The sequence below is a fragment of the Enterobacter cloacae complex sp. IR5418 genome (assembly GCF_049238105.1).
In the GTDB taxonomy this organism is placed as follows: Bacteria; Pseudomonadota; Gammaproteobacteria; order Enterobacterales; family Enterobacteriaceae; genus Enterobacter; species Enterobacter hormaechei.
The window spans coordinates 153272-179771 of record NZ_JBMKHS010000003.1 but is presented as its reverse complement, the minus strand read 5'-3'; the positions used below and the strand labels follow the sequence as shown (position 1 = coordinate 179771).

Annotated in this window: 24 protein-coding genes; 3 read left to right on the top strand and 21 right to left on the bottom strand. The window is 55.5% G+C overall.

Features of this window, described 5'->3' with window-relative positions; all coding sequences use genetic code 11:
* Positions 1 to 26 precede the first annotated feature (26 nt).
* A complete protein-coding gene (locus ACOTX7_RS04140; protein WP_006810103.1) occupies positions 27 to 1070 on the bottom strand; it encodes a GMP reductase in 1044 nt (347 codons plus the stop codon).
* Between the two features lie 228 nt (positions 1071 to 1298).
* Between ACOTX7_RS04140 and coaE the strand changes: the two genes are divergently transcribed.
* From coaE to yacG, 3 genes are read left to right on the top strand one after another with little or no spacing between them, the layout of a single operon-like run.
* A complete protein-coding gene (gene coaE, locus ACOTX7_RS04135; RefSeq protein WP_006810104.1) occupies positions 1299 to 1919 on the top strand; it encodes a dephospho-CoA kinase in 621 nt (206 codons plus the stop codon).
* Positions 1919 to 2662 (top strand): cell division protein ZapD, encoded by a 744-nt coding sequence (gene zapD / locus ACOTX7_RS04130; protein WP_047353505.1) that lies wholly within the window; start codon positions 1919 to 1921, stop codon positions 2660 to 2662. Before coaE ends, zapD begins: the two co-directional genes overlap by 1 nt.
* A 9-nt stretch (positions 2663 to 2671) precedes the next feature.
* The gene (gene yacG, locus ACOTX7_RS04125; RefSeq protein WP_221256920.1) at positions 2672 to 2866 is read left to right on the top strand and encodes a DNA gyrase inhibitor YacG; all 195 of its coding nucleotides are present in this window, start codon (positions 2672 to 2674) and stop codon (positions 2864 to 2866) included.
* Positions 2867 to 2900: 34 nt separating this feature from the next.
* Here yacG and mutT read toward each other — a convergent pair whose 3' ends face one another.
* The 20 genes from mutT to cra form a co-directional block, all read right to left on the bottom strand.
* Entirely contained in the window at positions 2901 to 3293 is a 393-nt protein-coding gene (gene mutT, locus ACOTX7_RS04120; RefSeq protein WP_006810107.1) for an 8-oxo-dGTP diphosphatase MutT, read from the bottom strand.
* 57 nt (positions 3294 to 3350) lie between these two features.
* A complete protein-coding gene (gene secA, locus ACOTX7_RS04115; protein ID WP_006810108.1) occupies positions 3351 to 6056 on the bottom strand; it encodes a preprotein translocase subunit SecA in 2706 nt (901 codons plus the stop codon).
* 58 nt (positions 6057 to 6114) lie between these two features.
* A complete protein-coding gene (gene secM, locus ACOTX7_RS04110) occupies positions 6115 to 6618 on the bottom strand; it encodes a secA translation cis-regulator SecM (RefSeq protein WP_006810109.1) in 504 nt (167 codons plus the stop codon).
* Between the two features lie 279 nt (positions 6619 to 6897).
* Complete coding sequence (gene lpxC / locus ACOTX7_RS04105) at positions 6898 to 7815, bottom strand: UDP-3-O-acyl-N-acetylglucosamine deacetylase (protein WP_006810110.1); 918 nt, start codon at positions 7813 to 7815, stop codon at positions 6898 to 6900.
* A gap of 101 nt (positions 7816 to 7916) precedes the next feature.
* Positions 7917 to 9068 (bottom strand): cell division protein FtsZ, encoded by a 1152-nt coding sequence (gene ftsZ / locus ACOTX7_RS04100; RefSeq protein WP_003856338.1) that lies wholly within the window; start codon positions 9066 to 9068, stop codon positions 7917 to 7919.
* 62 nt (positions 9069 to 9130) lie between these two features.
* On the bottom strand, positions 9131 to 10387 hold the full coding sequence (gene ftsA / locus ACOTX7_RS04095; protein WP_003856340.1) for a cell division protein FtsA: 1257 nt from the start codon (positions 10385 to 10387) through the stop codon (positions 9131 to 9133).
* Positions 10384 to 11226 (bottom strand): cell division protein FtsQ, encoded by an 843-nt coding sequence (gene ftsQ / locus ACOTX7_RS04090; protein WP_221256919.1) that lies wholly within the window; start codon positions 11224 to 11226, stop codon positions 10384 to 10386. The genes ftsA and ftsQ overlap by 4 nt, the downstream gene beginning before the upstream one ends.
* Position 11227: 1 nt before the next feature.
* Positions 11228 to 12148, bottom strand: coding sequence for a D-alanine--D-alanine ligase (locus tag ACOTX7_RS04085; protein WP_221256918.1), 921 nt, complete (start codon positions 12146 to 12148; stop codon positions 11228 to 11230).
* Positions 12141 to 13616 carry a UDP-N-acetylmuramate--L-alanine ligase gene (gene murC / locus ACOTX7_RS04080; protein ID WP_006810113.1) on the bottom strand — a complete coding sequence of 492 codons (1476 nt, stop codon included), beginning with the start codon at positions 13614 to 13616 and terminating at the stop codon, positions 12141 to 12143. Before murC ends, ACOTX7_RS04085 begins: the two co-directional genes overlap by 8 nt.
* Before the next feature lie 59 nt (positions 13617 to 13675).
* Positions 13676 to 14740, bottom strand: a complete 1065-nt coding sequence (gene murG, locus ACOTX7_RS04075; RefSeq protein ID WP_205922259.1) for an undecaprenyldiphospho-muramoylpentapeptide beta-N-acetylglucosaminyltransferase — start codon at positions 14738 to 14740, stop codon at positions 13676 to 13678.
* Positions 14737 to 15981 (bottom strand): cell division protein FtsW, encoded by a 1245-nt coding sequence (gene ftsW / locus ACOTX7_RS04070; protein ID WP_006810115.1) that lies wholly within the window; start codon positions 15979 to 15981, stop codon positions 14737 to 14739. Before ftsW ends, murG begins: the two co-directional genes overlap by 4 nt.
* Complete coding sequence (gene murD, locus ACOTX7_RS04065) at positions 15981 to 17297, bottom strand: UDP-N-acetylmuramoyl-L-alanine--D-glutamate ligase (protein WP_006810116.1); 1317 nt, start codon at positions 17295 to 17297, stop codon at positions 15981 to 15983. The genes ftsW and murD overlap by 1 nt, the downstream gene beginning before the upstream one ends.
* Positions 17298 to 17299: 2 nt before the next feature.
* Complete coding sequence (mraY, locus tag ACOTX7_RS04060; protein ID WP_003856353.1) at positions 17300 to 18382, bottom strand: phospho-N-acetylmuramoyl-pentapeptide-transferase; 1083 nt, start codon at positions 18380 to 18382, stop codon at positions 17300 to 17302.
* Complete coding sequence (murF, locus tag ACOTX7_RS04055) at positions 18376 to 19734, bottom strand: UDP-N-acetylmuramoyl-tripeptide--D-alanyl-D-alanine ligase (protein ID WP_221256917.1); 1359 nt, start codon at positions 19732 to 19734, stop codon at positions 18376 to 18378. Before murF ends, mraY begins: the two co-directional genes overlap by 7 nt.
* Positions 19731 to 21218, bottom strand: coding sequence for a UDP-N-acetylmuramoyl-L-alanyl-D-glutamate--2,6-diaminopimelate ligase (gene murE, locus ACOTX7_RS04050; RefSeq protein WP_048339480.1), 1488 nt, complete (start codon positions 21216 to 21218; stop codon positions 19731 to 19733). The genes murF and murE overlap by 4 nt, the downstream gene beginning before the upstream one ends.
* On the bottom strand, positions 21205 to 22971 hold the full coding sequence (locus ACOTX7_RS04045) for a peptidoglycan glycosyltransferase FtsI (RefSeq protein WP_221256916.1): 1767 nt from the start codon (positions 22969 to 22971) through the stop codon (positions 21205 to 21207). The genes murE and ACOTX7_RS04045 overlap by 14 nt, the downstream gene beginning before the upstream one ends.
* Positions 22972 to 22986: 15 nt before the next feature.
* Positions 22987 to 23352, bottom strand: a complete 366-nt coding sequence (ftsL, locus tag ACOTX7_RS04040; RefSeq protein WP_003856363.1) for a cell division protein FtsL — start codon at positions 23350 to 23352, stop codon at positions 22987 to 22989.
* Positions 23349 to 24290 (bottom strand): 16S rRNA (cytosine(1402)-N(4))-methyltransferase RsmH, encoded by a 942-nt coding sequence (rsmH, locus tag ACOTX7_RS04035; RefSeq protein ID WP_221256915.1) that lies wholly within the window; start codon positions 24288 to 24290, stop codon positions 23349 to 23351. Before rsmH ends, ftsL begins: the two co-directional genes overlap by 4 nt.
* 2 nt (positions 24291 to 24292) lie before the next feature.
* Positions 24293 to 24751, bottom strand: a complete 459-nt coding sequence (mraZ, locus tag ACOTX7_RS04030) for a division/cell wall cluster transcriptional repressor MraZ (RefSeq protein ID WP_006810119.1) — start codon at positions 24749 to 24751, stop codon at positions 24293 to 24295.
* A 591-nt stretch (positions 24752 to 25342) separates the two neighbouring features.
* Positions 25343 to 26347 carry a catabolite repressor/activator gene (gene cra, locus ACOTX7_RS04025; RefSeq protein WP_003856369.1) on the bottom strand — a complete coding sequence of 335 codons (1005 nt, stop codon included), beginning with the start codon at positions 26345 to 26347 and terminating at the stop codon, positions 25343 to 25345.
* Positions 26348 to 26500: the final 153 nt, after the last annotated feature.

Sequence of the window (26500 nt, the reverse complement as noted above, 5' to 3'; positions counted from 1 at the left end):
GCACGAACGCGCGCCAGCCGTAGCCGTCAGAGGCTATTAAATACGCGGTTTTCCTGCTCCTGAACGCGAATAAACGTCGTGCGTTTGGTCAGCTCTTTCAGGCGGGAAGCCCCAACGTAGGTGCAGGCAGACCGCAGGCCGCCGAGGATATCGCGTGCCGTGTTTTCAACCGGACCACGCAGGGGCAGCTTAACGGTTTTGCCTTCCGCCGCACGGTATTTCGCGACACCACCCACGTGACGGGTCATCGCAGATTCAGAGCTCATTCCGTAGAACAGCATGAATTTCTCGCCGTTCTCTTCCACGACGGTACCGCCGCTCTCTTCGTGGCCTGCCAGCATGCCGCCGAGCATCACGAAGTCAGCGCCGCCGCCGAAGGCTTTTGCGACATCGCCTGGCATAGTGCAGCCACCGTCGCTGATGATCTGGCCGCCCAGACCGTGCGCAGCGTCAGCGCATTCAATTACCGCAGACAGCTGCGGATAACCCACACCGGTTTTCACGCGCGTGGTGCATACGGACCCCGGACCAATACCCACTTTTACAATGTCGGCACCGGAGAGGATCAGCTCTTCACACATTTCACCGGTCACCACGTTGCCCGCAATGATGGTTTTGTTTGGCCAGGCTTCACGCGCCTTGCTGACGAACTGGACGAAATGCTCGGAATAACCATTTGCCACGTCAATGCAGACAAAATTCAGCGCCGGATTTGCGTTCAGGATCTGTTTGGTTTTCTCGAAATCTGCATCAGACGTACCGGTCGAGACCATCACATGCTTCACCACGTCTGCCGGGGCGGAGGCGACAAACGCATTCCACTCCTCAGGGCTGTAGTGTTTGTGTACCGCAGTAAGGATGTCGAATTGCGCCAGTGCGGTCGCCATCTCGAAAGTTCCGACGGTGTCCATGTTGGCCGCGATGATCGGCACGCCAGACCACGTCTGACCGGAATGCTTAAAGGTGAATTGACGTTCGAGTTCAACGTCTGAGCGACTTTTCAGTGTAGAGCGTTTAGGGCGGATAAGAACGTCTTTGAAACCTAACTTCAGATCTTCTTCGATACGCATGTGCGGATTCCTGGGGTTAGAGGCAAATATATTAAAAGCACAACTCCAGTGACGCTATCATACGCACTAATACCTGCTCCGCAAGACTGCGAAATTCTCTTTTTTTACGCTACAATCCTATAAATTTACCTGGTAAAAAGCGGGTAAAGAGAACTAAACATTCGCTGTTGTAAGTTTGAATTTTAAGCAACTGATTTTAAAAATGAATAATTCCCAGGATCTGATTTAATGGGGTATATCGTCGCATTAACCGGCGGCATCGGTAGTGGTAAAAGTACCGTTGCGCACGCGTTTGCTCGTCTCGGCATCACGATTATCGACGCCGATATCATTGCCCGTCAGGTGGTAGAACCGAATACACCCGCCTTAAACGCCATCGAAGCGCATTTTGGTCGCCGTGTGATACAGGCTGACGGTACCCTGAACCGTCGCCAGCTGCGTGAATGCATATTTTCTGATTCTTCGGAAAAGGCCTGGCTTAATGCCCTGCTCCACCCCATTATCCATCAGGAAACTCAGCGTCAAATTGCCGCAGCCCGTTCGCCCTATGTGATGTGGGTGGTTCCGCTCCTGGTAGAAAATCAGCTGCATAAGAAAGCCGATCGGGTGCTGGTGATTGATGTTGCACCCGAAACGCAAATCCAGCGAACCATGACCCGCGACCACGTTTCGCGTGAACATGCAGAACAAATTCTTGCCGCACAGGCCACGCGCGAAGCGCGCCTCGCCGTTGCGGATGATGTTATTGATAATAACGGCGCACCAGATGCTATTGCATCGGATGTTGCTCGTCTGCACGCGCAGTATCTGACCTTCGCCGCGCAGGCCGTTGCACAGGAAAAACCATAATGTCGACTCATATCCTTTTTGAGCACCCGCTTAACGAAAAAATGCGTACCTGGCTACGCATAGAATTTCTTATTCAACAGCTTTCACAACATCTGCCTGTCAACGATCACGCCACCGCGTTGCATTTTTTCCGCAACGTGGGCGATCTGCTTGATGTGATTGAACGCGGCGATGTCCGCACTGAGCTGTTGAAAGAGCTGGAGCGTCAGCAGCGTAAGTTACAGGCCTGGGCCGAAGTACCGGGCGTCGATCAAAGTCGAATTGACGCTTTACGCCAGCAGCTGAAAAACAGCAGCACGACGCTGATGGCCGCGCCGCGCGTCGGGCAATTTTTACGTGAGGACCGTCTGATTGCGCTGGTGCGCCAGCGCCTGAGCATACCGGGCGGGTGCTGTAGCTTTGACCTGCCGACGCTGCATATGTGGCTGCACATGCCGCAGGAACAGCGCGATCGCCAGGTGAACGGCTGGCTGAGCAGCCTGGAGCCGATGAATCAGACGTTATCGCTGATCCTCGATCTTGTGCGTAACTCTGCCCCGTTCCGCAAGCAAACCAGTCTCAACGGTTTCTATCAGGATAACGGCGACGACGCCGATCTTCTGCGTCTGAATCTGTCTCTTGGCGAGCAGCTTTACCCGCAAATTTCCGGACATAAAAGCCGTTTCGCGATCCGCTTTATGCCGCTGGACAGTGAACATGGCACCGTGCCGGAACGCCTCGATTTTGAACTGGCCTGTTGTTAAGGAGTGCCAATGTCTGACGTAACTACCGTAAGCTGCCCAACCTGTGGCAAAACTGTCGTCTGGGGTGAAGTGAGTCCATTTCGCCCATTCTGCTGCAAGCGCTGTCAGTTGATTGACCTGGGCGAATGGGCGGCGGAAGAGAAACGCATTCCGAGCGAAGGCAATCTCTCTGATAGTGATGACTGGAGCGAAAACCAGCAATAACGTTCAAAGCCTGCTGGCGCTTCGCTTAGCAGGCCTAAGGTTGGGCAACCAGCCGGAGGATCACAGGCTCATTGGCAGGCGGGAATTTTTCCGCATCGCTGGCCTGAAGTTCAATCCAGCTACCTGGCTGCCCCTCTTTTCCCCAGGGCTCACCTTCCCAGTTTTCCACCAGCCAGAACCACAGCGTAATGTGACGATCCGGAAACTGGTACTCCAGCTTATCGAACAGCGTTGCGCCAAGCGGGGTGATGCCCACCTCTTCCTGAAGCTCACGTACCAGCGCCTGCTCCGGCGTTTCACCTGATTCGATTTTCCCGCCCGGGAATTCCCATTTGTTAGCCATGTGCGCATCGGCGGCACGCTGGGTTATGAAGATCTGGTTTTTCGGGTTGCGAATGATCCCGACAGCAATTTGCAGTGTTTTCATGGTGTCACTTCCATAAAAAAGGCGCAGATATCTGCGCCTTTTCAATTTGTTATGTTCTTAGCTCAGACGGCCGTGGCACGCCTTGTATTTTTTGCCAGAACCGCATGGGCACGGATCGTTACGACCGACCTTACGATCGCCCGTCTGCGCTGCGATTGCCGCTGCGGCTTCACTTTCATCGGTCTGATGGCTCAGCTGCTGCATCTGTGCCAGACGCTCAGCTTCTTCACGGCGCTGCTGCTCCATCGCTTCCACTTCTTCCGGCATACGCACCTGAACCTTGCTCAGGGTGCTGATGACTTCATACTTCAGCGATTCCAGCATGGCAGCAAACATGGAGAAGGATTCACGCTTGTACTCCTGCTTCGGATCTTTCTGCGCATAACCACGCAGGTGGATACCCTGACGCAGGTAGTCCATCGCCGCCAGGTGTTCTTTCCACAGGGAGTCCAGCGTCTGCAACATCACGCCTTTCTCGAAGTGACGCATCATCTCGGCGCCAACCACTTCTTCCTTACGCTTGTAGACGTCCAGCGCGGTTTCGTAAATACGTTCGCGCAGGGTCTCTTCGTGCAGCTCAGGCTCTTTGTCCAGCCACTCTTTGATTGGCAGTTCGAGATCGAAGTCGTTTTTCAGACGTTCCTGCAAGCCTTCGATATCCCACATCTCTTCCAGAGACTGCGGTGGAATGTGCGCGTCGATAGTGGCTTTGAACACATCTTCACGAATGCTGTTGATGGTTTCGCTCACGTCGGACACGTCCAGCAGTTCGTTACGCTGGGTGTAGATCGCACGACGCTGGTCGTTGGCAACGTCATCATATTCCAGCAGCTGCTTACGAATATCGAAGTTGCGGCTTTCCACTTTACGCTGGGCGTTAGCAATCGCTTTGGTGACCCACGGGTGCTCAATGGCTTCGCCTGGCTTCATGCCCAGCTTACGCATCATGCCAGACACACGGTCAGAGGCGAAAATACGCATCAGCGCATCTTCCATAGACAGGTAGAAGCGGGAAGAACCGGCATCACCCTGACGACCCGCACGACCACGCAGCTGGTTATCAATACGACGAGATTCGTGACGCTCGGTACCAATGATGTGCAGACCACCGGATGCCAGCACCGCATCGTGACGCACCTGCCAGTCGGCTTTGATCTGCGCAATTTGCTCTGGGGTTGGGTTTTCCAGTTCCGCCACTTCGGCCTGCCAGCTACCACCGAGCATAATATCGGTACCACGACCCGCCATGTTGGTGGCGATGGTCACGGCGGCCGGATAACCCGCCTGCGCAACGATATCCGCTTCTTTAGCGTGGAACTTGGCGTTCAACACGTTGTGCTTGATACCTGCTTTGGTCAGCTCGTTAGACACCACTTCGGATTTCTCGATGGAGATGGTCCCCACCAGTACCGGCTGGCCATTGGCAGTACGGTCGCGAATATCTTCGATGATCGCCTGAATTTTTTCCGCTTCGGTCATGTACACCAGGTCCGGCATATCCTTACGGATCATCGGACGGTTGGTTGGCACAACCACGGTATCCAGCTTATAGATGGAGCTGAATTCAAACGCTTCGGTATCGGCAGTACCGGTCATCCCCGCCAGCTTCTCATACAGACGGAAGTAGTTCTGGAAGGTGATGGAGGCCAGCGTCTGGTTTTCGTTCTGAATGTCCACACCTTCTTTGGCTTCCACAGCCTGGTGCAGGCCATCGGACCAGCGACGCCCCTGCATGGTACGACCGGTGTGTTCATCGACGATGATGACTTCACCGTCTTTGACGATGTAGTCAACGTCGCGGGTAAACAACGCATGCGCGCGCAGTGCGGCCGTTACGTGGTGCATCAGCATGATGTTGCTCGGGGAGTACAGAGACTCGCCCTCTTCCATAATGCCTTCAGCCACCAGCAGCTCTTCGATTTTCACCAGGCCGCGTTCGGTCAGGTTGACCTGACGTGCTTTTTCATCCACGGAGAAGTGACCTTCACCCTGGAAGGTATCAGAGTCTTCTTTCTCCTGACGCAGCAGGTGAGGAATGATTTTGTCGACTTTACGGTACATCTCGGAGCTGTCTTCAGCCGGGCCGGAGATGATCAGCGGGGTACGCGCTTCATCGATCAGAATGGAGTCAACCTCATCCACCAGCGCATAGTGCAGTTTACGCTGGACGCGCTCTTCCGGGCTGAACGCCATGTTGTCACGCAGGTAGTCGAAGCCGTATTCGTTGTTGGTGCCGTAGGTGATGTCCGCGTTGTACGCTTCACGCTTGGCCGGTGCCGGCAGGCCGGACATGTTAATGCCCACGGTCATGCCGAGGAATTCGAACAGTGGACGGTTGTTTTCGGCGTCACGCTGCGCCAGATAGTCGTTGACGGTAACAACGTGAACGCCCTTACCGGTCAGCGCGTTCAGGTATGCTGGCAGCGTTGCGGTCAGGGTTTTACCTTCACCGGTACGCATTTCCGCAATACAGCGCTCGTTGAGCACCATCCCGCCCAGCAGCTGCACGTCGAAGTGACGCATGCCGAACACGCGTTTACTGGCCTCACGCACTACGGCGAAGGCTTCCGGGATCAGGCTCTCTAAGGTTTCGCCTTTCTCCAGACGCGCGCGGAATTCCGCGGTTTTCGCTTTCAGCTCATCATCAGAGAGCTTCTCCATCGCCGGTTCCATACCGTTGATGACGTTCACAGCTTTGCGCATGCGGCGCAGGGTACGATCGTTACGACTACCAAAAACTTTGGTTAACAATTTGATTAGCATAATAAATTCTCAAACGCCCCAGACGGGCAGATAAATTAAGGTATTGAAAAAGGTTAATTTAGCTGAGGCGTTGAGGCCCGGCACGGATGCCGTGAACCTGGCTAATCCATGTCGAAACAGAGAAGGATGCGGGGGAAACAAAATCCGTTTGCGCCGTCTGAGTCACGGTCACAGGCGGCTGGTTGTCCTGGGTCAGAAGCGCGTTAAGCGTATCGAGCAGGGCAAGATGCTGAGCCTGAACCGGCAGCGTCTCTTCGGCAACAGGCATCGTCTGCGGCGCCATCGCGAACGACAGATGGCGAATAACCGTGCGAATGGCGTGTTGCTGCCAGTAATCAACGGAGAAATTAGGACGACGGCTGGCTTCAAGCCATGCGAGATTAGTAAAATTAACCCGCGTAGTAAGATCGTGTTTGGTGGTGCTGGAACGGGTGGGTGTCGCCGCGTCTGCACTGTTGCTGAGCACAGGCAAGCCGAAACTCGCCGCGACCATCCCTAATAAGAGATGCGGCCAGAAGTAACGTCTGCCAAATTGTCGCCAGCGCGTCAGTATTCCGCTCACTTGCTCCACCACGTTCGCCCGCTAGTGCAGGCTGAGTTCAGTTATTCTTTTTTAGCGCCCAGATATTACCACTAAAGCCAATATACAGCAGCAGGAATGACACCTTGCAGCAGGTAAAAACGGTCAATAATGCAGCGAACACACCGTTATTCGGCACCCGACACAGGCCGAGGGTGAGAGGGACAATTAAAGAAGGGTAGAAATAAAAACGACTGGCTTCCCTGGTCGGAGAGAGTACCAGGTGAACCAGTCGCTTTTCTTACGAAACGGTGTGAACCGTTACGCCAGGACCATAGTTGGTGCTTTGAACGCCAGCGGCAGTTCAGCTTCGTCTTCGAAGGTCACGTATTCCCAGGCTTCCTGTTTTGCCAGGACTGCCTGCAACAGTTTGTTGTTCAGTGCATGACCGGATTTAAACGCGGTAAAGGCACCAATGATATTGTGACCACACATGAAGAGGTCGCCGATCGCGTCCAGCATTTTGTGACGAACAAATTCATCTTCAAAACGCAGGCCGTCTTCGTTCAGTACGCGATAATCGTCAACAACGATGGCACAATCGAAGCTGCCGCCCAGGCACAGGCCGCGGGATTGCAGATATTCGATATCACGCATAAAGCCGAAGGTACGTGCTCGGCTGATCTGACGCATAAACGCATCCGCAGAGAAGTTCATCGCATAGCGCTGGGTGCTGGAGTCAATCGCCGGATGGTTAAAATCGATGGTGAAGTCCAACGAGAAACCATTGTACGGTTTGAATTCAGCCCATTTGTCGCCATCTTCGACGCGAACGGTCTCTTTAATGCGAACAAATTTCTTCGCGCAGTTCAGTTCTTCGATGCCGGCATCCAGCAACAAATAAACGAACGGAGCAGCACTCCCGTCCATGATCGGGATCTCTGGCGCATCGACTTCAACAATAATGTTGTCGATACCCAGACCCGCCAGGGCGGCGTTCAGGTGCTCTACGGTAGAAATCCGCACGTCATGCTCGTTCACCAGACAAGTACAGAGCATAGTATCACGCACAGATTTGGCATCGGCCGGAAAATCTACCGGTGGATTCAAGTCGGTGCGACGATAGATGACCCCGGTATTGGCCGGCGCAGGGCGTAACGTCAGCGTGACTTTCTTGCCGGTATGTAAACCGACACCCGTCGCCTGAACGATACGTTTAAGTGTCCTTTGTTTGATCATCGTATAATCTCGCCAAATTAACTATCCAACCGAGAGTGTATATCACTAACGGTGGGCCAGTTTAGCACAAAGAGCGCAAATCCCCAAATTCCAGCCAATTCTTAGTCAGCTTGCTTACGCAGGAACGCCGGGATATCCAGATAATCTGGCTCTTTTGCCGTTTGTGGAGTCGGGTCGTTCACCACTTTCGCAGCCGGTTTTTGCTCCTGAGTCAGAGGCGCCATGCCGTGCTGCTGGTAACGATCCATCACCGGCTGCTGAGTCTGTTTATTGGTCACCAGGGTGATCTCAGGACGCTTGTCCATACCGATACCGGTGGCCACAACGGTCACACGCAGTTCGTCGTTCATTTCCGGGTCAAGGGAGGTGCCGATCACGACGGTCGCGTTGTCAGAGGCGAATGCACGGATGGTGTTACCCACGGTTTCGAACTCATCCAGACGCAGGTCAAAGCCAGCGGTGATGTTGACCAGCACGCCGCGCGCACCAGACAGATCGATATCTTCCAGCAGTGGAGAAGAGATCGCCATTTCAGCGGCTTCTTCCGCACGGTCTTCACCGCTTGCCACGCCAGAGCCCATCATCGCGTAGCCCATCTCGGACATCACGGTGCGAACGTCTGCAAAGTCAACGTTCATCAGGCCAGGACGGGTAATCAGTTCAGCGATACCCTGAACCGCACCTTTCAGCACGTCGTTTGCCGCGCCAAAGGCGTCCAGCAGAGAGATACCGCGACCCAGCACTTTCAGCAGTTTGTCGTTCGGGATGGTAATCAGAGAGTCCACGTGTTTGGACAGCTCGGTGATACCCTGCTCCGCGAAAGCCATACGCTTCTTGCCTTCAAAGTTGAAAGGCTTGGTCACGACGGCAACGGTCAGAATACCTAAATCTTTAGCGACTTCCGCCACAACAGGTGCTGCACCGGTACCTGTACCGCCACCCATACCCGCTGCGATGAAGACCATGTCTGCACCGTCCAGTGCAGCGCGCAGCGCTTCACGATCTTCTTCAGCCGCGTTGCGGCCCACTTCCGGGTTAGCCCCTGCTCCCAGACCTTTGGTGATGCCACCACCGATCTGAATCGTCTGGCCAACAGCCGTTTTACGCAGTGCCTGCGCATCGGTGTTCACCGCGAAGAATTCAACACCTTCAATGCGCTCGCGCACCATGTGCTCTACGGCGTTACCGCCGCCGCCACCGACGCCGATGACTTTAATCACCGCGTCGTTGGTTAATTCCATAGGTTCAAACATAATCTCTCTCTCCGTTGTGCCTGTCGCCCGAGACCGCTAATTCTCTCCGGTCTCTTAAAAAATTAAAATTCTTTTCGCAACCAGGTGTTAAGTCGTTTGACCCACGACCCCACCGAGACGCGTTTTTCCACCTCTGCCTCACCACTTAAATGGGATTCTTTCCCGTAGTGCAGCAGGCCCACCGCCGTTGAATAGTACGGCTCCTGAGCATAATCCGTTAAACCGGTGATATTCAGCGGCGCACCAATACGCACCTGCGTATGGAACACGCGCTGAGCGCAGGCCGCAAGACCTTCAATTTGCGCTGCCCCGCCGGTTAATACAATCCCCGCCGCGAGATGATGTTTCACACCCTGCTGGCGAAGCTGTTCCTGTAACTGCAAAATCTCTTCGTTGACCAGGTTGAGCAGCTCGGTATAACGCGGCTCAATCACCTCTGCCAGCGTCTGGCGTTGCAGGCTGCGCGGCGGTCGCCCCCCTACGCTCGGCACTTCAACGCTCTCGTCTTTGCCGACGATAGAGCCCAGCGCGCAACCATGGCGCACTTTAATCGCCTCTGCATCGCTCGGTGGCGTACCAAAGGCGTAAGCGATATCGCTGGTCACCACATTCCCGGCGTACGGGATCACTTTGGTGTGGCGCAGCGCACCGCCGGTATAGACAGCCATGTCCATTGTACCACCACCAATATCGACCACACAGACGCCCAGTTCACGTTCGTCTTCGGTCAGTACGGAGTAGCTCGCGGCAAGACCGGCGAAAATAAGTTGGTCAACTTTCAGGCCACAACGTTCAACGGCTTTTACAATGTTCTTCGCCATATCGTTGTGACATGTGATCAGGTGCACTTTTGCCTGCATACGCACGCCCGACAGACCGACCGGATTCTTGATGCCTTCCTGGTAGTCGATCGCGTATTCCTGCGGGATCACATGCAGCACACGGTGCTCGTCGCGAACACGCACGGATTTCGCCGTGTGGACAACGTTCTCCACGTCTTCCTGCGTCACTTCTTCTTCGGAAATCGGCACCATACCGATTTCATTCTGGCAGCTGATGTGCTTACCAGAAAGGGCCAGATAGACAGAGGAAATCTGGCAATCTGCCATCAATTCAGCCTGGTCGATGGCGCGCTGAACGCATTTCACCACCGACTCAAGGTCGTTTACCCCACCTTTATCCATACCACGGGAGGGGCAGCTGCCCACGCCAATGATATTGACCATACCGTCGGGCAGAACTTCCCCTACCAAAGCGGCGACCTTCGCGGTGCCAATCTCCAGTCCTACTACCAATTTTCTGTCCGTCGACTTGATCATTGTTGTTCTGCCTGTACCTGTGCCTGATTTTGTTGCTGATTAGGTTCCTCGACCGGAGCCAGCTCCCAACCGACTGCTGCGCCTGAGTCATAGCGCAAATCAACGTAGCTTATCCGTTTGCCATCCGTCTGCGCCTGCTGCTGTAAAACCGGGTAAAGTTCTACAAATCGCGCCAGACGTTTCATTGTGTCGCCACGGCCAAGATTGAGCTTAATGCCATTCGTTAAGGTCAACTGCCAGGAACGGCGCGCCGTCATCGCAGCATCTTTTAACGTAAAGCGATCCTTAGCCAGCACCTGCCCCATCTCACGAAAACCCTGCAATACTTCGTTTTCGCTGCCTTCCGGGCCATACAACATCGGTAAATTCTGCTTGTTGACACGATCGCTCGGGACGCTGAACGAATTTCCGTCTACGTCAACCATATGCTGATCATTCCAACGCGCAATCGGCACATATTCAACCAGATGAATCTTCAATTCATCAGGCCATTGCTTTCTGACACTCGCCTGTTTTATCCACGGCAGACGTTCAATCTGACTCTGAATAATGTTGACGTCCTGCGTCATAAAGGTGCCAGGCGACCCAAGCGCCAGAATCGACTGGCGAATATCATCGTTACGCGTGTAGTGACGCTCCCCGGTCACCACCAGCTTCGACAGCGGCAACCGCTGCGCGTCTTCCATCCAGCCCAGCACCATCCAGCCGCTGATAAACACGGTGCACAGCACCCCGAGCAGGAAGATGATCCCTGCAAGACGCGTTCCATTACTCCGGCGCGAAGAGGAATATTCTTCTTCGTCATCGCGGTTGCGCGTGTTCAATGCAGCCTGAGACATATCAGCCCGCCTGGTCCAGAATACGTACGACTAATTGCGAGAAGCTCATTCCCGCCTGACGCGCCGCCATCGGCACAAGGCTATGGCTGGTCATACCCGGAGACGTATTTGCTTCCAGCAGATAAAATTGCCCGTCACCGTCAAGCATCACGTCAATGCGTCCCCAGCCACGACATCCCAGAACATTCCAGGCTTTAAGCACCAGAGACTGTAATTCGGCTTCACGTGCTGCTTCAAGACCAGCTGGGCAGAAATATTGCGTCTCATCAGAGAGATACTTCGCCTCATAATCATAGAAGACTCCGGCGGGTTGGATGCGAATTGACGGTAAAATTTCTTCGCCAAGCATCGCGACGGTAAATTCCGGTCCGCTAAGCCATTTTTCAATCAGAACTTCTTCATCATGTTGAAATGCCAGTGCTAAAGCGTCAGCCAAATCTACAGCTTTATCAACTTTGGACATTCCCACGCTCGACCCTTCACGGCTCGGCTTAACAATAACCGGTAAGCCCAGTGCCGCAATGCGTGTATTAACGCTGTCCGACAGGCCCAATTCAAATTCACGACGCGTCAGTGCAACCCATGGCGCAACGGGCAGACCCGCGCCCTGCCACAGCAGTTTGCTGCGCAGCTTATCCATGGAGAGGGCCGATGCCATTACGCCGCTGCCGGTATACGGCATACCGATCAGCTCCAGCAGCCCCTGTAACGTGCCATCTTCACCGCCGCGACCGTGCAACGCGATAAAGGCTTTATCGAAGCCCATCGCTTTCAGTTGCGTAACGTCCACCTCTTTCGGATCAACCGGGTGCGCGTCTACGCCACCTTCACGCAGGCCCGCCAGCACGGCAGCGCCCGAATTCAGGGAAACTTCGCGTTCAGCGGAAGTGCCGCCAAACAGGACAGCAATCTTATCAGCCATGACGCTCGTCCTCCTGAGTTTGCGGCTTCAGTTTGATTTCAGCTAAGGTACGGGCGATTTTGCCGATATTTCCCGCGCCCTGAATCAAGATCAGATCGTTACCTGTCAGAACCGGGGCGAGCATTTCAGCCACCTGCGCCGGGTCGGGAACCAGAATAGGATCCACTTTACCGCGTCCGCGGATGGTACGACATAAAGAACGACTGTCCGCGCCCGGAATCGGCGTTTCGCCCGCGGCATACACATCCAGCATCAGCAGGGTATCAACCTGCGAAAGCACGTTGGCAAAATCGTCGTACAGATCGCGAGTACGCGTGTAACGGTGCGGCTGGAAGATCATGACCAGATTCTTTTCCGGCCAACCCGCGCGTGCCGCTTTGATGGTTGCGTCCACCTCGGTCGGGTGGTGACCGTAATCGTCAACCAGCATCGCTGTGCCAGGCTTACCGTTTACTGGCTCCAGCGGGAATTCACCGAGGAAGTCGAAGCGACGGCCCGTCCCCTGGAAACTCTCCAGCGCGCGCAGGATCGCCTCATCGTCAATGCCTTCTTCTGTCGCAACAGCCACCGCCGCCGCCGCATTGAGGGCGTTGTGACGTCCCGGAGCGTTCAGGGTCACATGCAGAAGCTCTTTATCCTGACGTGCCAGCGTAAAATGCCCCTGCGCACCAACCTGCTTGTAATCTTCTACGCGTACATCAGCGTCTTCACTGAAGCCGTAGGTCGTAATTTGACGCCCGACGCGCGGCAGCAGTTCGCGAATAACCGGATCGTCCACGCACATCACCGCTCGGCCATAGAACGGCAGGTTGTGCAGGAAATTGATAAAGGTCTGCTTTAAGTTCTCGAAGTCGCCCTGGTAGGTATCCATATGGTCAGCTTCGATATTGGTGACAATCGCCACCATCGGCTGGAGATGCAGGAACGACGCGTCGCTCTCATCCGCTTCTGCAATCAGATAACGGCTGTGGCCCAGACGCGCGTGTACGCCAGCGGCTTTCACCAGACCACCGTTGACGAATGTCGGATCGAGACCCGCTTCCGCATAAATGCTGGAGACCATCGCTGTTGTGGTGGTTTTACCGTGCGTACCGGCCACCGCAATGCCGTGACGGAAACGCATCAGTTCCGCCAGCATTTCCGCGCGACGGATCACCGGAATACGCGCCTCATGCGCCGCAACGATTTCCGGGTTATCCGCAGAGATCGCGCTGGACACCACAACCACGCTCGCATCGCTCACGTTTTCCGGGCGATGATTGAAATAGATAGTCGCCCCCAGCGACGCCAGCTGCTGCGTAACAGGGTTTGGCGCCAGGTCAGACCCGCTGATCTGATAGCCTTCGTTAGCTAACACTTCGGCAATACCGCCCATGCCAGCACCACCGATGCCGACAAAGTGAATGTGCCGGACGCGACGCATCTCGGGCACGATAGAACGCAGTTTTGCCAGTTGTTGTGTATTCATTCTCTAAACGCCATCGACTACTTCAAAAAAATCGTGCAGCGCAACACGCGCTGCGAGAATTATGCCTGGGCTGCCAGGCTCACTTCTTTTGCCACCCGTTCCGTTGCATCCGGGATAGCGGTCGCGCGTGCGCGTTGCGCCATCTCCAGTAATACATCCCGGTTCCAGCCCGCCAGGGTGTTGGCGACCGCATCGGCGGTAAATTGTGGCTGCTCAAAAATCTTCGCGGCACCCGCTTTCTCAAGCGGCAGCGCATTCCAGTACTGCTGTCTGTCCTTGTGCTGGAACGGCACGAACAGCGCCGGCAAACCGGCGGCGGCGATTTCGCTCACCGTCAGCGCGCCCGAACGACAGACCACGACATCGGCCCAGGCATAGGCTGCGGCCATATCATCAATAAATTCAGTCACTTTATGCTGCGGCTGACCTTCCTGCGCGTAGGCCTGCTCAACGGTCTGCTGAGCGCCCTTCCCGCTCTGGTGCCAGAGGGTCACGGCATCGCCCAGTTTTGCCGCAACCTGCGGCATCGTCTGGTTTAAAATGCGAGCGCCCTGGGAACCACCGACGACCAGCACGCGCACCGGCCCTTCGCGCCCCGCCAGACGCGCATCTGGCAGCGGCAGCGCCAGCACGTCCACACGCACCGGATTCCCTACAACATCCGCTTTCGGAAATGCCCCAGGGAAGGCCTGCATAACTTTGGTGGCGATTTTTGCCAGCCATTTGTTGGTCAAGCCAGCAATACCGTTCTGCTCATGCAGAACAACGGGGATGCCCAGTGACCACGCCGCCAGTCCGCCAGGACCGGAAACATAACCGCCCATGCCGAGAACGACGTCGGGCTTAAAACGCTTCATAATGGCGCGCGCCTGACGCCAGGCATTGAAAATGCGCACCGGCGCCAGCAGCAGCGCCTTGATCCCTTTGCCACGAAGGCCAGAAATACGAATAAAGTCGATCTCGATACCGTGTTTTGGTACCAGGTCGGCTTCCATACGGTCTGCGGTTCCCAGCCAGCGTACCTGCCAGCCCTGTTCCATTAAATGGTGCGCAACCGCCAGTCCCGGGAACACGTGTCCGCCGGTACCGCCTGCCATCACCATTAACCGCTTCGGTTGATTCATCGTGAACCTCGTGTAAACGCCTGGGCTTTCTCCAGACGCGTCTCATAATCTATGCGTAACAAAAACATGATGGCTGTCGACATGATCAACAGACTCGAACCACCATAACTGATCAACGGCAACGTCAGACCTTTGGTCGGCAGCATACCCGCCGCCGCCCCGACGTTTACCAGCGCCTGGAAGCTAAACCAGATACCAATTGAGCAGGCCAGGAAACCGGAGAAGCGGTGGTCGATCTCCAGCGCTTTACGGCCAATCGACATGGCGCGGAAAGCGACGAAGAATACCATTAATAGCGCCAATACCACACCGATATAACCCAGCTCTTCACCAATAATGGAGAAGATGAAGTCAGTGTGCGCCTCCGGTAAATACTCCAGTTTTTGCACCGAGTTGCCCAGGCCTTGTCCCCAGACTTCGCCGCGGCCAAACGCCATCAGCGACTGCGTCAGCTGATAACCGCTGCCAAAGGGATCTTCCCACGGGTTCCAGAACGAGGTCACACGGCGGATACGGTATGGTTCAGCGAGGATCAGCAGCACCACCGCCGAAATCCCCATTCCGATGATGGCGATGAACTGCCAGAGCTTCGCCCCTGCCAGGAACAGCATTGCCAGCGTGGTGACAAACAGTACAACTACCGTACCGAGGTCGGGCTGTGCCAGCAGCAGGATCGCGAGCACCAGAATCACGCCCATAGGTTTTAAGAAGCCGCGCAGGTTGTTACGCACTTCATCAACCTTACGCACCAGGTAGTTCGCCAGATAGCAGAACAGTGACAGCTTGGTAAATTCCGCTGGCTGAATACGCAGCGGCCCGAAGGCAATCCAGCGCGATGCCCCGTTAACGGAACTGCCGACAACCAGTACGATCAACAGCATGATGATTGAGGCGATGAGCATGGCGGTGCTGTGCCGCTGCCAGAACGACATCGGCAGGCGTAAGGTGATCATTGCCAGGCAGAACGCGAGAATGATGTACAGCCCGTCACGCTTGGCAAACAGAAACGGATCGTTTGCCAGACGCTGTCCGACAGGCATTGACGCCGAGGTGACCATAATAAAGCCGATCGCCGCCAGCCCCAGCGTAAGCCAGAACAGCGTGCGGTCGTACATGATCAGGCTGTCGGAATCTTTATCCCGTGAAGCCATCACCCAGCCTTTCAGCGCCGTAAACAGCCATACCAGGATACCAAATCCTGGCAGGCGCGGCATTTTCAGGCGAGGGAGAGATAAACGCATCAGCCTAACTCCTTCGCCAGGCGGGTAAAGAGATCGCCCCGCTGTTCGAAATTCTTGAATTGATCGAGGCTGGCACAGGCTGGCGAGAGCAGCACCATATCGCCGGGCTTCACGCGTGGGGCGATAAGCCGCATCGCCTGCTCCATGGTCTCGGTTTGCTCGGCAACCTCAGGACGCAATGCCGCCAGCTCACTGCCATCGCGACCAAAGCAATACAGGCGCACGTTATCGCCGTTGAGGTACTGCTTCAACGAGGAGAAGTCAGCCGATTTACCGTCGCCGCCCAGCAGCAGATGCAGCGTGCCATCAACGTGCAAACCGTTCAGTGCCGCCTCGGTGCTCCCCACGTTGGTCGCTTTGGAATCGTTAATCCAGCGTACGCCGTTGTGCTCCAGCGCCAGCTGGAAGCGGTGCGCCAGGCCGGTAAAGGTGGTCAGCGCCTTCAGGCTTGAAGATCGCGGCAAGCCAACGGCATCCGCCAGCGCCAGCGCCGCCAGGGCATTGGTGTAGTTATGCTGGCCGGAAAGCATCATCTCTTTCACGTTCAGCACCTTCTCACCTTTCACCCGCAGCCAGGTTTCGCCCTGCTGACGATTAAGGTGATAGTCACCCATGTTAATACCGAAGCTGATGCAGCGATCGTCTGCGCCGCGCACCGGCATGGTGAGTGCATCATCGGCATTCACGACGCAAACTTTGGCATTTTCATAAACACGCAGCTTGGCCGCGCGGTACTGCTGCAAGCCGAACGGATATCTGTCCATATGATCTTCGGTGACGTTGAGGATCGTCGCCGCCGCCGCATGCAGACTTGAAGTGGTTTCAAGCTGGAAGCTGGAAAGTTCCAGAACGTACAGCTCGCAGCCTTTGTCCAGCAGCATCAGCGCAGGCAGGCCAATATTACCGCCGACGCCGACATTTTTGCCCGCCGCCTTCGCCATTTCTCCCACCAGCGTGGTGACGGTGCTTTTACCGTTCGAACCGGTAATGGCAACGATTGGCGCCTGCGCTTCCCGGCAGAACAGTTCGATATCGCCAACAATCTCAACGCCAGCCTCCGCCGCGGCACTCAGCGAAGGATGCGCCAACGCCATACCCGGGCTGGCAACAATCAGATCGGCGGCCAGCAGCCACTCATCATTCAGACCACCCAGGTGGCGTTCAACCTGCTCCGGCAGCTTGTCCAGACCCGGCGGAGAGACACGCGTGTCCATCACGCGCGGCGTCACGCCGCGCGCAAGGAAAAAGTCCACGCAGGAGAGACCAGTAAGGCCCAACCCGATGATAACGACTTTTTTGCCCTGGTAATCTGCCATGATTAACGTACCTTCAGCGTTGCCAGGCCAATCAGCACCAGCATCAGCGAAATAATCCAGAAACGCACAATGACGCGCGGCTCCGGCCAGCCTTTCAGTTCATAGTGGTGGTGAATAGGTGCCATACGGAAGATGCGCTGACCACGCAGCTTGAAGGAACCGACCTGCAAAATCACCGACAGGGTCTCAACCACAAACACACCGCCCATGATCACCAGCAGGAACTCCTGACGCAGCAGCACGGCGATAATGCCCAGTGCACCGCCCAGTGCCAGTGAACCGACGTCGCCCATAAAGACCTGCGCCGGATAGGTGTTGAACCACAGGAAGCCCAGACCCGCCCCGACAATCGCCGTACAGACGATCACCAGTTCACCCGCGTGGCGCAGATACGGAATGTGCAGATAATTAGCAAAGTTCATGTTACCGGTCGCCCACGCCACCAGCGCGAAGCCGCCAGCGACAAACACGGTTGGCATGATCGCCAGGCCGTCCAGACCATCGGTCAGGTTGACGGCGTTACCGGTGCCGACGATGACAAAATAGGCCAGCAGGATGTAGAACAGCCCCAGCTGCGGCATCACGTCTTTAAAGAACGGCACCACCAGCTCGGTGGCCGGGGTGTCTTTTCCCGCCAGGTAAAGCGCAAACGCCACGCCCAGCGCAATTACCGACATCCAGAAATACTTCCAGCGGGCAATCAAACCCTTGGTGTCTTTGCGCACAACTTTGCGGTAGTCATCCACAAAACCGATGATCCCGTAGCCAACCAGAACGGTCAGCACGCACCACACGTAAGGGTTGGACGGATAAGCCCACAGCAGAACGGAAACCACAATCGCGGTCAGGATCATGATCCCGCCCATGGTCGGCGTACCGCGCTTGCTGAAATGCGATTCCGGACCGTCGTTACGCACAACCTGGCCGAAAGAGAGTTTTTGCAGACGGGCAATCATGCGCGGGCCCATCCACAGCGAGATGAACAGCGCAGTCAGCAGGCTGACGATGGCGCGAAACGTCAGATACGAAAAGACGTTAAAGCCTGAGTAATATTTGACCAAATGTTCGGCCAGCCAAACTAACATGTCCCGTTCTCCTGTAATGCGTGCACAACCTCTTCCATGGCGGCACTACGTGAACCTTTAACTAAAACCGTCACAATCTGTTTTTCTGCAATCAATGCCTTCAGGCGTTCGATCAGAGCAGATTTATCGGCAAAATGTTCGCCAACTTCACTGGCATCAGAGATAGCCTTGCTCAGCGTGCCTGCGCTCAATACGCGGTCAAGCCCGGCGGCTTTCGCCGCTTCACCCACCTGAACATGGCAGGCTTCGCTTTCATCACCCAGCTCGGCCATATCGCCAACAACCATCACACGGTAGCCCGGCATCTCAGACAAGACCTGCACGGCCGCCGTCATGGAGCCGACGTTGGCGTTGTAGGAGTCATCCAGCAGGAGTTTGTTTTCAGCCAGCTGGATCGGGAACAGACGCCCCGGCACGGCTTTTAAATTCGCCAGGCCCGTTTTGATCGCAGCGTGTGAGGCACCCACCGCCATTGAGAGCGCGGCCGCAGCAAGCGCATTGGCGATGTTATGACGACCCGGCAGGGGCAGCAGCACGTCGATGTCGCCCGTTGGGGTTGTGAGGGTGAACTCGGTGCCGTGTGACGTCACATGAATGTTGGTCGCCGAAAAATCACTGTTTGCCGCATTCGGTGAGAAGCGCCAGGTTTTGCGTGAACCAATGATGCTCTGCCAGTTCAGCCAGTCGTTGTTATCGGCATTCATAATGGCGATGCCGTCATCCGGCAGGCCGGTATAAATTTCACCTTTCGCTTTCGCCACACCGGCCAGCGAACCAAAACCTTCAAGATGTGCCGCCGCCAGGTTATTCACCAGCGCCGCTTCCGGACGCGTCAGGCTCACGGTCCAGGCGATTTCGCCCTGATGGTTAGCCCCGAGTTCAATCACCGCATATTCATGCTCGTGGGTCAGGCGCAGCAGCGTCATCGGCACACCGATGTCATTATTAAGATTGCCCGCCGTATAAAGCGTGTTACCGCACTGGCTAAGGATCGCCGCCGTCATCTCTTTAACGGAGGTTTTACCCGAGGAGCCCGTCAGCGCCACGACGCGAGTCGGCACCTGCTGACGAACCCATGCCGCCAGCTCGCCAAACGCCAGGCGCGTATCTTTCACCACAATCTGCGGCAAATCGATATCGAGCTTACGACTGACCAGCAGCGCGCCCGCGCCGTTTTCTTTGGCCTGATGCGCAAAATCGTGGGCGTCAAAACGTTCGCCCTTCAGCGCCACAAACAGGCAGCCCGCCGTCACCTTACGGGTGTCGGTGGTCACAGCCTCAATGGTCAGATCCTGACCATGCAGCATCCCCTGCAATACCGCAGCGGCCTGGCTTAACGTAATGCTAATCATGCCACCACTCCCAGCAGACGCGCTGCCGTCACGCGGTCGGAGTAATCGAGACGACGATTGCCGACAATCTGATAATCTTCATGACCTTTACCGGCCAGCAGAACCACATCGTTCTCCTGCGCCTGCATAATGGCGTTAGTCACGGCCTCCGCACGGCCTTCGACCACGCGCGCACGGCCCGCATCCAGCATGCCCGCCAGAATGTCATTGATAATGGCGCGCGGCTCTTCGGTACGCGGGTTGTCATCGGTCACCACCGGAATATCCGCGAACTGCTCAGCGATCGCGCCCATCAGCGGACGTTTGCCCTTATCGCGATCGCCGCCGCAGCCAAACACGCACCAGAGCTTACCTGCGCAATGCAGGCGCGCCGCTTCCAGCGCTTTTTCCAGCGCATCCGGCGTGTGGGCGTAATCCACGACCACCGTCGGCTTGCCCGGCGCGCTGAACACTTCCATACGGCCACAGACCGGTTGCAGACGCTCAGCCGTTTTCAGCAGATCCGCCATCGGATAACCCAGCGCCAGCAGCGTCGCCAGCGCCAGCAGCAGGTTACTGACGTTAAAGGCCCCCATCAGGCGGCTTTCAATTTCACCTTCGCCCCAGGTGGAAGCAAAGCGGATCGTTGCCCCGCTGTCGTGGTAGTTCACCTCAACGGCCTTCAGCCAGCGGCCACGACAGTTTGGATTGATGCGATCTTCCATCGACACCGCTACCGCATCCGGCAGTTTTTCCAGCCAGCGACGACCGACTTCGTCGTCGGCGTTGATGATGGCCTGCCCGTGGTGGTGAGTGGAATAAAGCAGCCATTTCGCCGCTTCGTAGTGCTCCATATCACCATGATAATCAAGGTGATCGCGGCTCAGGTTAGTAAAGACAGAGGCAGCGAATTTCAGCGCTGCCACGCGGTGTTGTACCAGCCCATGGGAGGAGACTTCCATCGCCGTGAAGGTCGCCCCCTGCTCTGCAAGGCCTGCCAGCACACGCTGCACGTCAACCGCCGAGCCAGTGGTGTTTTCCGTCGGGCTTACTTTGCCCAGAAGACCGTTCCCCACCGTGCCCATGACGGCGCCGGTTTCGCCCAGCAGCTGCGCCCACTGCGCCATCAGCTGAGTGGTGGTGGTTTTTCCGTTGGTTCCAGTCACGCCAACCAGCTGTAACTGATCGGAAGGTTCGTTGTAAAAACGTCCTGCCAGCGCGGAGAGACGCTCATTCAGTTGGCTGAGATAGATGACCGGCACGCCGTGCATTTCACGGATCTCACCGTCTGTTGCCTCATCTTTGGCCTCAGCAATAATGGCAGCAACACCTTGCGCAATCGCCTGCGGGATATAACGACGCCCGTCCGCCTGATGACCCACCACTGCCACAAAAAGATCGCCAGAAGCCGCTACGCGGCTGTCCAGTACCATCTCTCGCAGTGCTCGCGCAGGTAGCATAGGCACCCACGGAGCAAGAAGGTCGCGCAAATTACGATCTGCCACCTGTTCCCTCGCCTTGATTAATTACAAATTCACTTTTTTCGCCCGTCGCCAGCGCATCCGGTTCAATGTTCATGGTGCGCAACACGCCGCCCATAATAGCCCCGAACACAGGCGCGGAGACGGCGCCGCCGTAGTATTTACCCGCCTGCGGATCGTTGATAACGACCACCAGCGCAAAACGCGGATTGCTTGCAGGCGCTACGCCTGCGGTATAGGCAATGTATTTGTTGATATAGCGGCCGTCCGGCCCCACTTTTTTCGCCGTACCGGTTTTAATGGCGATGCGATAGCCCTTAATCGCGGCCTTCACGCCACCCCCACCGGGCAGCGCGACGCTTTCCATCATATGCACGACGGTACGAACGATAGATTCCGGGAAAACACGTTCACCGGGAACCGGTGGATCAACTTTGGTGATCGACAGCGGACGATAAATGCCATAGCTGCCAATCGTTGCGTAGACTCGCGCTAACTGTAACGGGGTTACCATTAGCCCGTAGCCGAAAGAGAAGGTGGCCCTCTCTATGTCAGACCACCGTTGTTTTTGAGGATATAAGCCACTGCGTTCTCCGACCAACCCCAAATTGGTCGCCTTTCCCAGCCCAAAACGTGAGTAAGTATCTACTAACGCTGAGGACGGCATCGCTAACGCCAGTTTTGACACACCGACGTTACTCGACTTCTGTAAGACCCCGGTCAGGGTCAGTTCGCTGTAACGTGCCACGTCTTTAATTTCGTGACCGTTAATTCGATAAGGGATCGTATTCAGAACGGTATTTTCGTTGACGATGCCTCGCTGTAGAGCCGTCATCACCACCATGGGTTTTACGGTCGAGCCGGGTTCAAACACATCGGTGATGGAGCGGTTACGCATTGCATCTTTTGCTGTACCGGCAAAATTGTTCGGGTTATATGAGGGGCTACTGGCCATCGCCAGCACTTCACCTGTCGCCACATCCACCAGCACGGCACTGCCCGATTCCGCCTTGTTAAACGCGACGGCGTTGTTCAGCTCACGATAGACCAGCGCCTGCAAGCGCTCATCAATACTCAGGGCCAGGTTGTGCGCGGCCTGGCTGTCTGTCGAGGAAATGTCTTCGATAACACGACCATAGCGGTCTTTACGCACGATTCGCTCGCCGGGCTGGCCGGTAAGCCATTTGTCGAAGCTTTTTTCTACACCTTCAATCCCCTGGCTATCCACGTTGGTGAAGCCAATCAGGTGTGCGGTGACTTCGCCGGAAGGATAGTAACGGCGGGATTCTTCCCGCAGATGAATGCCGGGCAGCTTCAGTTTCTTAATGTAGTCAGCCATGTCAGGGTTCACCTGACGGGCAAGATAGATGAAGCGCCCTTTCGGGTTGGCGTTAACGCGTGACGCCAGCTGATCCAGCGGCATTTTCAACGCGTCTGAGAGCGCCTTCCAGCGGTTATCAAGAGTGATCCCGCCTGCGTCGTGTAGCTCTTTCGGATCGGCCCAGATCGCCTTCACCGGCACGCTCACCGCCAGCGGACGGCCGGAGCGGTCAGTGATCATCCCACGAGAGGTAGACACTTCCTGCACGCGCAGAGAACGCATATCCCCCTGACGCACCAGCATGTCAGGCGCGATGATTTGTAGCCACGCCATGCGTCCCAGCAGGAAACCCAGCGCCAGTAAAATGCAGCCGCAAAGCAACGCAAAACGCCAACTGACAAAGTTGGCCTGTTCTTCCTGGCGTTTTGGTTTTAGCGTTTTTGCCGCTGCTTTCATGCGTCGCGTTTTCCCTTATTTTTGTACTACGATATTTTCCTGCGAAGGATCAACATGCTGCAATTGCAGTTTTTCCGTTGCGATCCGTTCAACCCGGCTGTGATCGCCGAGCGCGTTTTCTTCAAGGATCAGATTTCGCCATTCAATATCCAGCGCATCGCGTTCCAGTACCATCTGTTCGCGCTGCGCAGTTAATAAACGGGTATGGTGAGCGGTGGTAACCACCATGACTGCCGTCACAATGATGCAAATGAACAAGCAGAGTGGCAGCTTCCCAAACCGCAAAAGATCGTCGCCGATCACGCCAGGCAAGGCATGGCGCTCGTTGCTTCCTAACGATCCCTTAACTTTGCTTAGGGTCTCTGTCACTCTGCTGATCATGCGTTCGTCCTCTCTGCAATACGCAGCACTGAACTACGGGCACGTGGATTCTCTGCCACCTCTTCTTCGCCCGGCATCAACTTGCCTAATGCTCGCAACTGACGGCCTCCCAGCTTTCTGAGTTGTTCTTCCGTCATCGGCAGCCCTGCTGGAACCTGTGGACCGCGGCTCTGTTCACGCATAAAGCGTTTTACGATGCGATCTTCCAGCGAATGGAAGCTGATGATGGATAACCGCCCACCCGGGGCCAGCACGTCGAGCGAGCTTTTTAGCGCCAGCTCTATTTCCTCCAGTTCACTGTTTACCCAGATACGAACCGCCTGGAAGGTACGGGTCGCAGGATGTTTGTGCTTGTCCTTCACCGGCGTTGCCGCCGCGATGACTTCTGCCAGCTCTTTGGTACGGGTCATTGGCTCAACGCGGTTGCGTTCCACGATGGCGCGGGCAATACGTTTGCCAAAGCGCTCTTCGCCGAAGGTTTTGATCACCCAGGCGATATCCGCTTCGTCAGCAGTTTGTAACCATTCTGCGGCAGACTGACCGCGAGTAGGGTCCATACGCATATCCAGCGGTCCATCACGCATAAAGGAGAAGCCGCGTTCTGCATCATCAAGCTGGGGTGAAGAGACGCCAAGATCGAGAAGAATCCCGTCGATCTTGCCCGTCAGGCCGCGCTCGGCTACGTAATCCGCAAGCGCAGAGAAAGGTCCATGCACGATGGAAAAGCGAGGATCATCGATGGTTTGCGCAACGGCAATCGCCTGCGGATCGCGGTCAATTGCCAGCAGGCGTCCTTCCACTCCAAGTTGAGAGAGGATCAAACGCGAGTGACCACCGCGACCAAAAGTGCCATCAATATAGATGCCGTCTGGACGAATATTCAGGCCGTTAACGGCCTCATCCAGCAGCACCGTTGTATGTTTATAATTTTCCATCATATTTATAGAGACAAGTCCCGCAGCCGTTCCGATAATGTTGCGGAATCAGACTGCTCAGCGTCGATATCTTCCTTGACCTGTTGATACCAGGTCGTTTCGTCCCACAGTTCAAACTTGTTGAACTGCCCGACCAGCATCACTTCTTTAGTCAGACCGGCATGTTGCCGCAACACAGGCGCAATCAATAATCGCCCGGCGCTATCCATCTGACATTCACTGGCATGTCCCAATAACAGCCGCTGTACGCGGCGTTCCTGCGGGTTCATGCTCGACAGTCGCGACAGCTTTTGCTCAATGATTTCCCATTCAGGCAAAGGGTAAAGCAGCAGGCAGGGGGAGTTGATGTCAATGGTGCAAACCAGTTGACCCGAAGCGTTCTCGATCAGCTGGTCGCGGTATCGGGTTGGTACCGATAAACGCCCTTTGCTGTCGAGATTGACTAACGTTGCTCCACGGAACATGCCAGCCTCACCCCTCCTCACCACTTTAACCCACAAATTCCCACCTGAAGGAGTTTACGGAGCGAGGGAAAAGCTTGTCAAGCCAGGACTCTCTCCGTATGGACCCGAAACCATCCTATTTACAGAGTAAGCGTGACCTGGCTAATAACTACACAACTGGCGAGGCAAAATTAACGTTATGAATATTTGTAAGAAAAAAACCGAATATGCACACGAGCGTTAAGACTCACTCAATATCATCGCAGGGAAATATAAAGTGTCAGTTTGCGACGCGGGCAGCATTTTAAGGCATATCGCCGGGGGATAACAGCACCAGATTAATCCCAAGGCAATATGGATCCATGCGTGTGTACTGAGGCCTGGCGGGGGGAGTAAAAAATGGCTGAATATTCATCGGCTGGTGCCTGTTTGTAACAAAACAATACAAAGAAATGCTCGTTAAAATTTATAAATGCGCTTTTTAACGCCAAAAAGGATTCAGAAAAATAGCAGGCTATCAATCTTAGAGATAAATCCTAATTTTTATCCGGGAATTATTTGCCGCAATAAATGGGCTGCAAAAGGGGCAGTTTTACCGCCCCTGAGAAAATATTAATGGCGGCTCAAAATTCCGCGCCGGTAGAGATTACGTTTGATACGCGTCAGCCCGGGTTTCGGTTTGCGGGGTTCGTCCAGACTTGCCAGAACAATCTCAAGCACGCGCTCGGCGACGTCGCGGTGACGCTGAGCCACGGCCAGCACCGGACATTGCAGGAAGTCGAGCAGTTCGTTATCGCCGAAGGTCGCAATCGCCAGATCGGATGGCAGCTTACCGTCACGACGTAATGTTACGTCCATCACCCCCTGCAACAGGGCAAACGAGGTGGTAAACAACGCCTGCGGCATGGGGTGCGTTTCCAGCCATTTCTCAAACAGCTGAGCAGCCGCTTCCCGCTCATAGCTGTTGGCATACAGATAATGAACGTCACGCGGATCGTCTTTCCACGCCGTACGGAACCCTTGTTCACGCAGGAAGCTCACGGAAAGTTCAGGTAACGCGCCGAGATACAGCACCGTTTCAGCCGGGAAGGTACGCAGCTCGGCAGCCAGCATTTCTGCATCGTCCTGATCGGCACCGACGACGCTGGTGAAATGTTCGCGATCAAGCGCACGATCGAGTGCCACAATCGGGAACGGATCGTTCGCCCAGCGCTGATAGAAAGGATGCTCTGGTGGTAAAGAAGTCGACACAATGATGGCGTCAACCTGACGTTGCAGCAGATGCTCAATGCAGCGCATCTCGTTGTCGGGCTGATCTTCGGAGCAGGCAATCAGCAGCTGATAGCCACGCTGACGCGCCTGACGTTCCAGATAGTTGGCGATACGGGTATAGCTGGTGTTTTCCAGGTCCGGGATCACCAGACCAATCGAGCGGGTGCGCCCGGCACGTAAACCTGCGGCGACAGCATTCGGATGGTAATTATGCTCACGAACGACTGCCATTACTTTCTCAACGGTCTTATCGCTGACACGGTACTGCTTTGCTTTACCGTTAATCACATAGCTGGCCGTGGTTCTCGACACGCCGGCGAGCCGGGCGATTTCATCCAGTTTCACAATTGCCCCTCAAAAAAGAAAAAGTCCATGGCCCTGTCAAGGTTATGGTTAAATATTTTAACATCTAAACGCAGAATAGCTTTCACGGCAACCGCTTTTGTCCGCGTTGTCGGCGGATTACGCAAAAAAAAGCCCGGCTTTGGCTACCGGGCT

Bases quoted from the DNA above. Each gene is read 5' to 3' on its own strand.
- ACOTX7_RS04140 (WP_006810103.1), bottom strand. From the start codon at position 1,070: ATGCGTATCGAAGAAGATCTGAAGTTAGGTTTCAAAGACGTTCTTATC.
- coaE (WP_006810104.1), top strand. From the start codon at position 1,299: ATGGGGTATATCGTCGCATTAACCGGCGGCATCGGTAGTGGTAAAAGT.
- zapD (WP_047353505.1), top strand. From the start codon at position 1,919: ATGTCGACTCATATCCTTTTTGAGCACCCGCTTAACGAAAAAATGCGT.
- yacG (WP_221256920.1), top strand. From the start codon at position 2,672: ATGTCTGACGTAACTACCGTAAGCTGCCCAACCTGTGGCAAAACTGTC.
- mutT (WP_006810107.1), bottom strand. From the start codon at position 3,293: ATGAAAACACTGCAAATTGCTGTCGGGATCATTCGCAACCCGAAAAAC.
- secA (WP_006810108.1), bottom strand. From the start codon at position 6,056: ATGCTAATCAAATTGTTAACCAAAGTTTTTGGTAGTCGTAACGATCGT.
- lpxC (WP_006810110.1), bottom strand. From the start codon at position 7,815: ATGATCAAACAAAGGACACTTAAACGTATCGTTCAGGCGACGGGTGTC.
- ftsZ (WP_003856338.1), bottom strand. From the start codon at position 9,068: ATGTTTGAACCTATGGAATTAACCAACGACGCGGTGATTAAAGTCATC.
- ftsA (WP_003856340.1), bottom strand. From the start codon at position 10,387: ATGATCAAGTCGACGGACAGAAAATTGGTAGTAGGACTGGAGATTGGC.
- ftsQ (WP_221256919.1), bottom strand. From the start codon at position 11,226: ATGTCTCAGGCTGCATTGAACACGCGCAACCGCGATGACGAAGAAGAA.
- ACOTX7_RS04085 (WP_221256918.1), bottom strand. From the start codon at position 12,148: ATGGCTGATAAGATTGCTGTCCTGTTTGGCGGCACTTCCGCTGAACGC.
- murC (WP_006810113.1), bottom strand. From the start codon at position 13,616: ATGAATACACAACAACTGGCAAAACTGCGTTCTATCGTGCCCGAGATG.
- murG (WP_205922259.1), bottom strand. From the start codon at position 14,740: ATGAATCAACCGAAGCGGTTAATGGTGATGGCAGGCGGTACCGGCGGA.
- ftsW (WP_006810115.1), bottom strand. From the start codon at position 15,981: ATGCGTTTATCTCTCCCTCGCCTGAAAATGCCGCGCCTGCCAGGATTT.
- murD (WP_006810116.1), bottom strand. From the start codon at position 17,297: ATGGCAGATTACCAGGGCAAAAAAGTCGTTATCATCGGGTTGGGCCTT.
- mraY (WP_003856353.1), bottom strand. From the start codon at position 18,382: ATGTTAGTTTGGCTGGCCGAACATTTGGTCAAATATTACTCAGGCTTT.
- murF (WP_221256917.1), bottom strand. From the start codon at position 19,734: ATGATTAGCATTACGTTAAGCCAGGCCGCTGCGGTATTGCAGGGGATG.
- ACOTX7_RS04045 (WP_221256916.1), bottom strand. From the start codon at position 22,971: ATGAAAGCAGCGGCAAAAACGCTAAAACCAAAACGCCAGGAAGAACAG.
- ftsL (WP_003856363.1), bottom strand. From the start codon at position 23,352: ATGATCAGCAGAGTGACAGAGACCCTAAGCAAAGTTAAGGGATCGTTA.
- rsmH (WP_221256915.1), bottom strand. From the start codon at position 24,290: ATGATGGAAAATTATAAACATACAACGGTGCTGCTGGATGAGGCCGTT.
- mraZ (WP_006810119.1), bottom strand. From the start codon at position 24,751: ATGTTCCGTGGAGCAACGTTAGTCAATCTCGACAGCAAAGGGCGTTTA.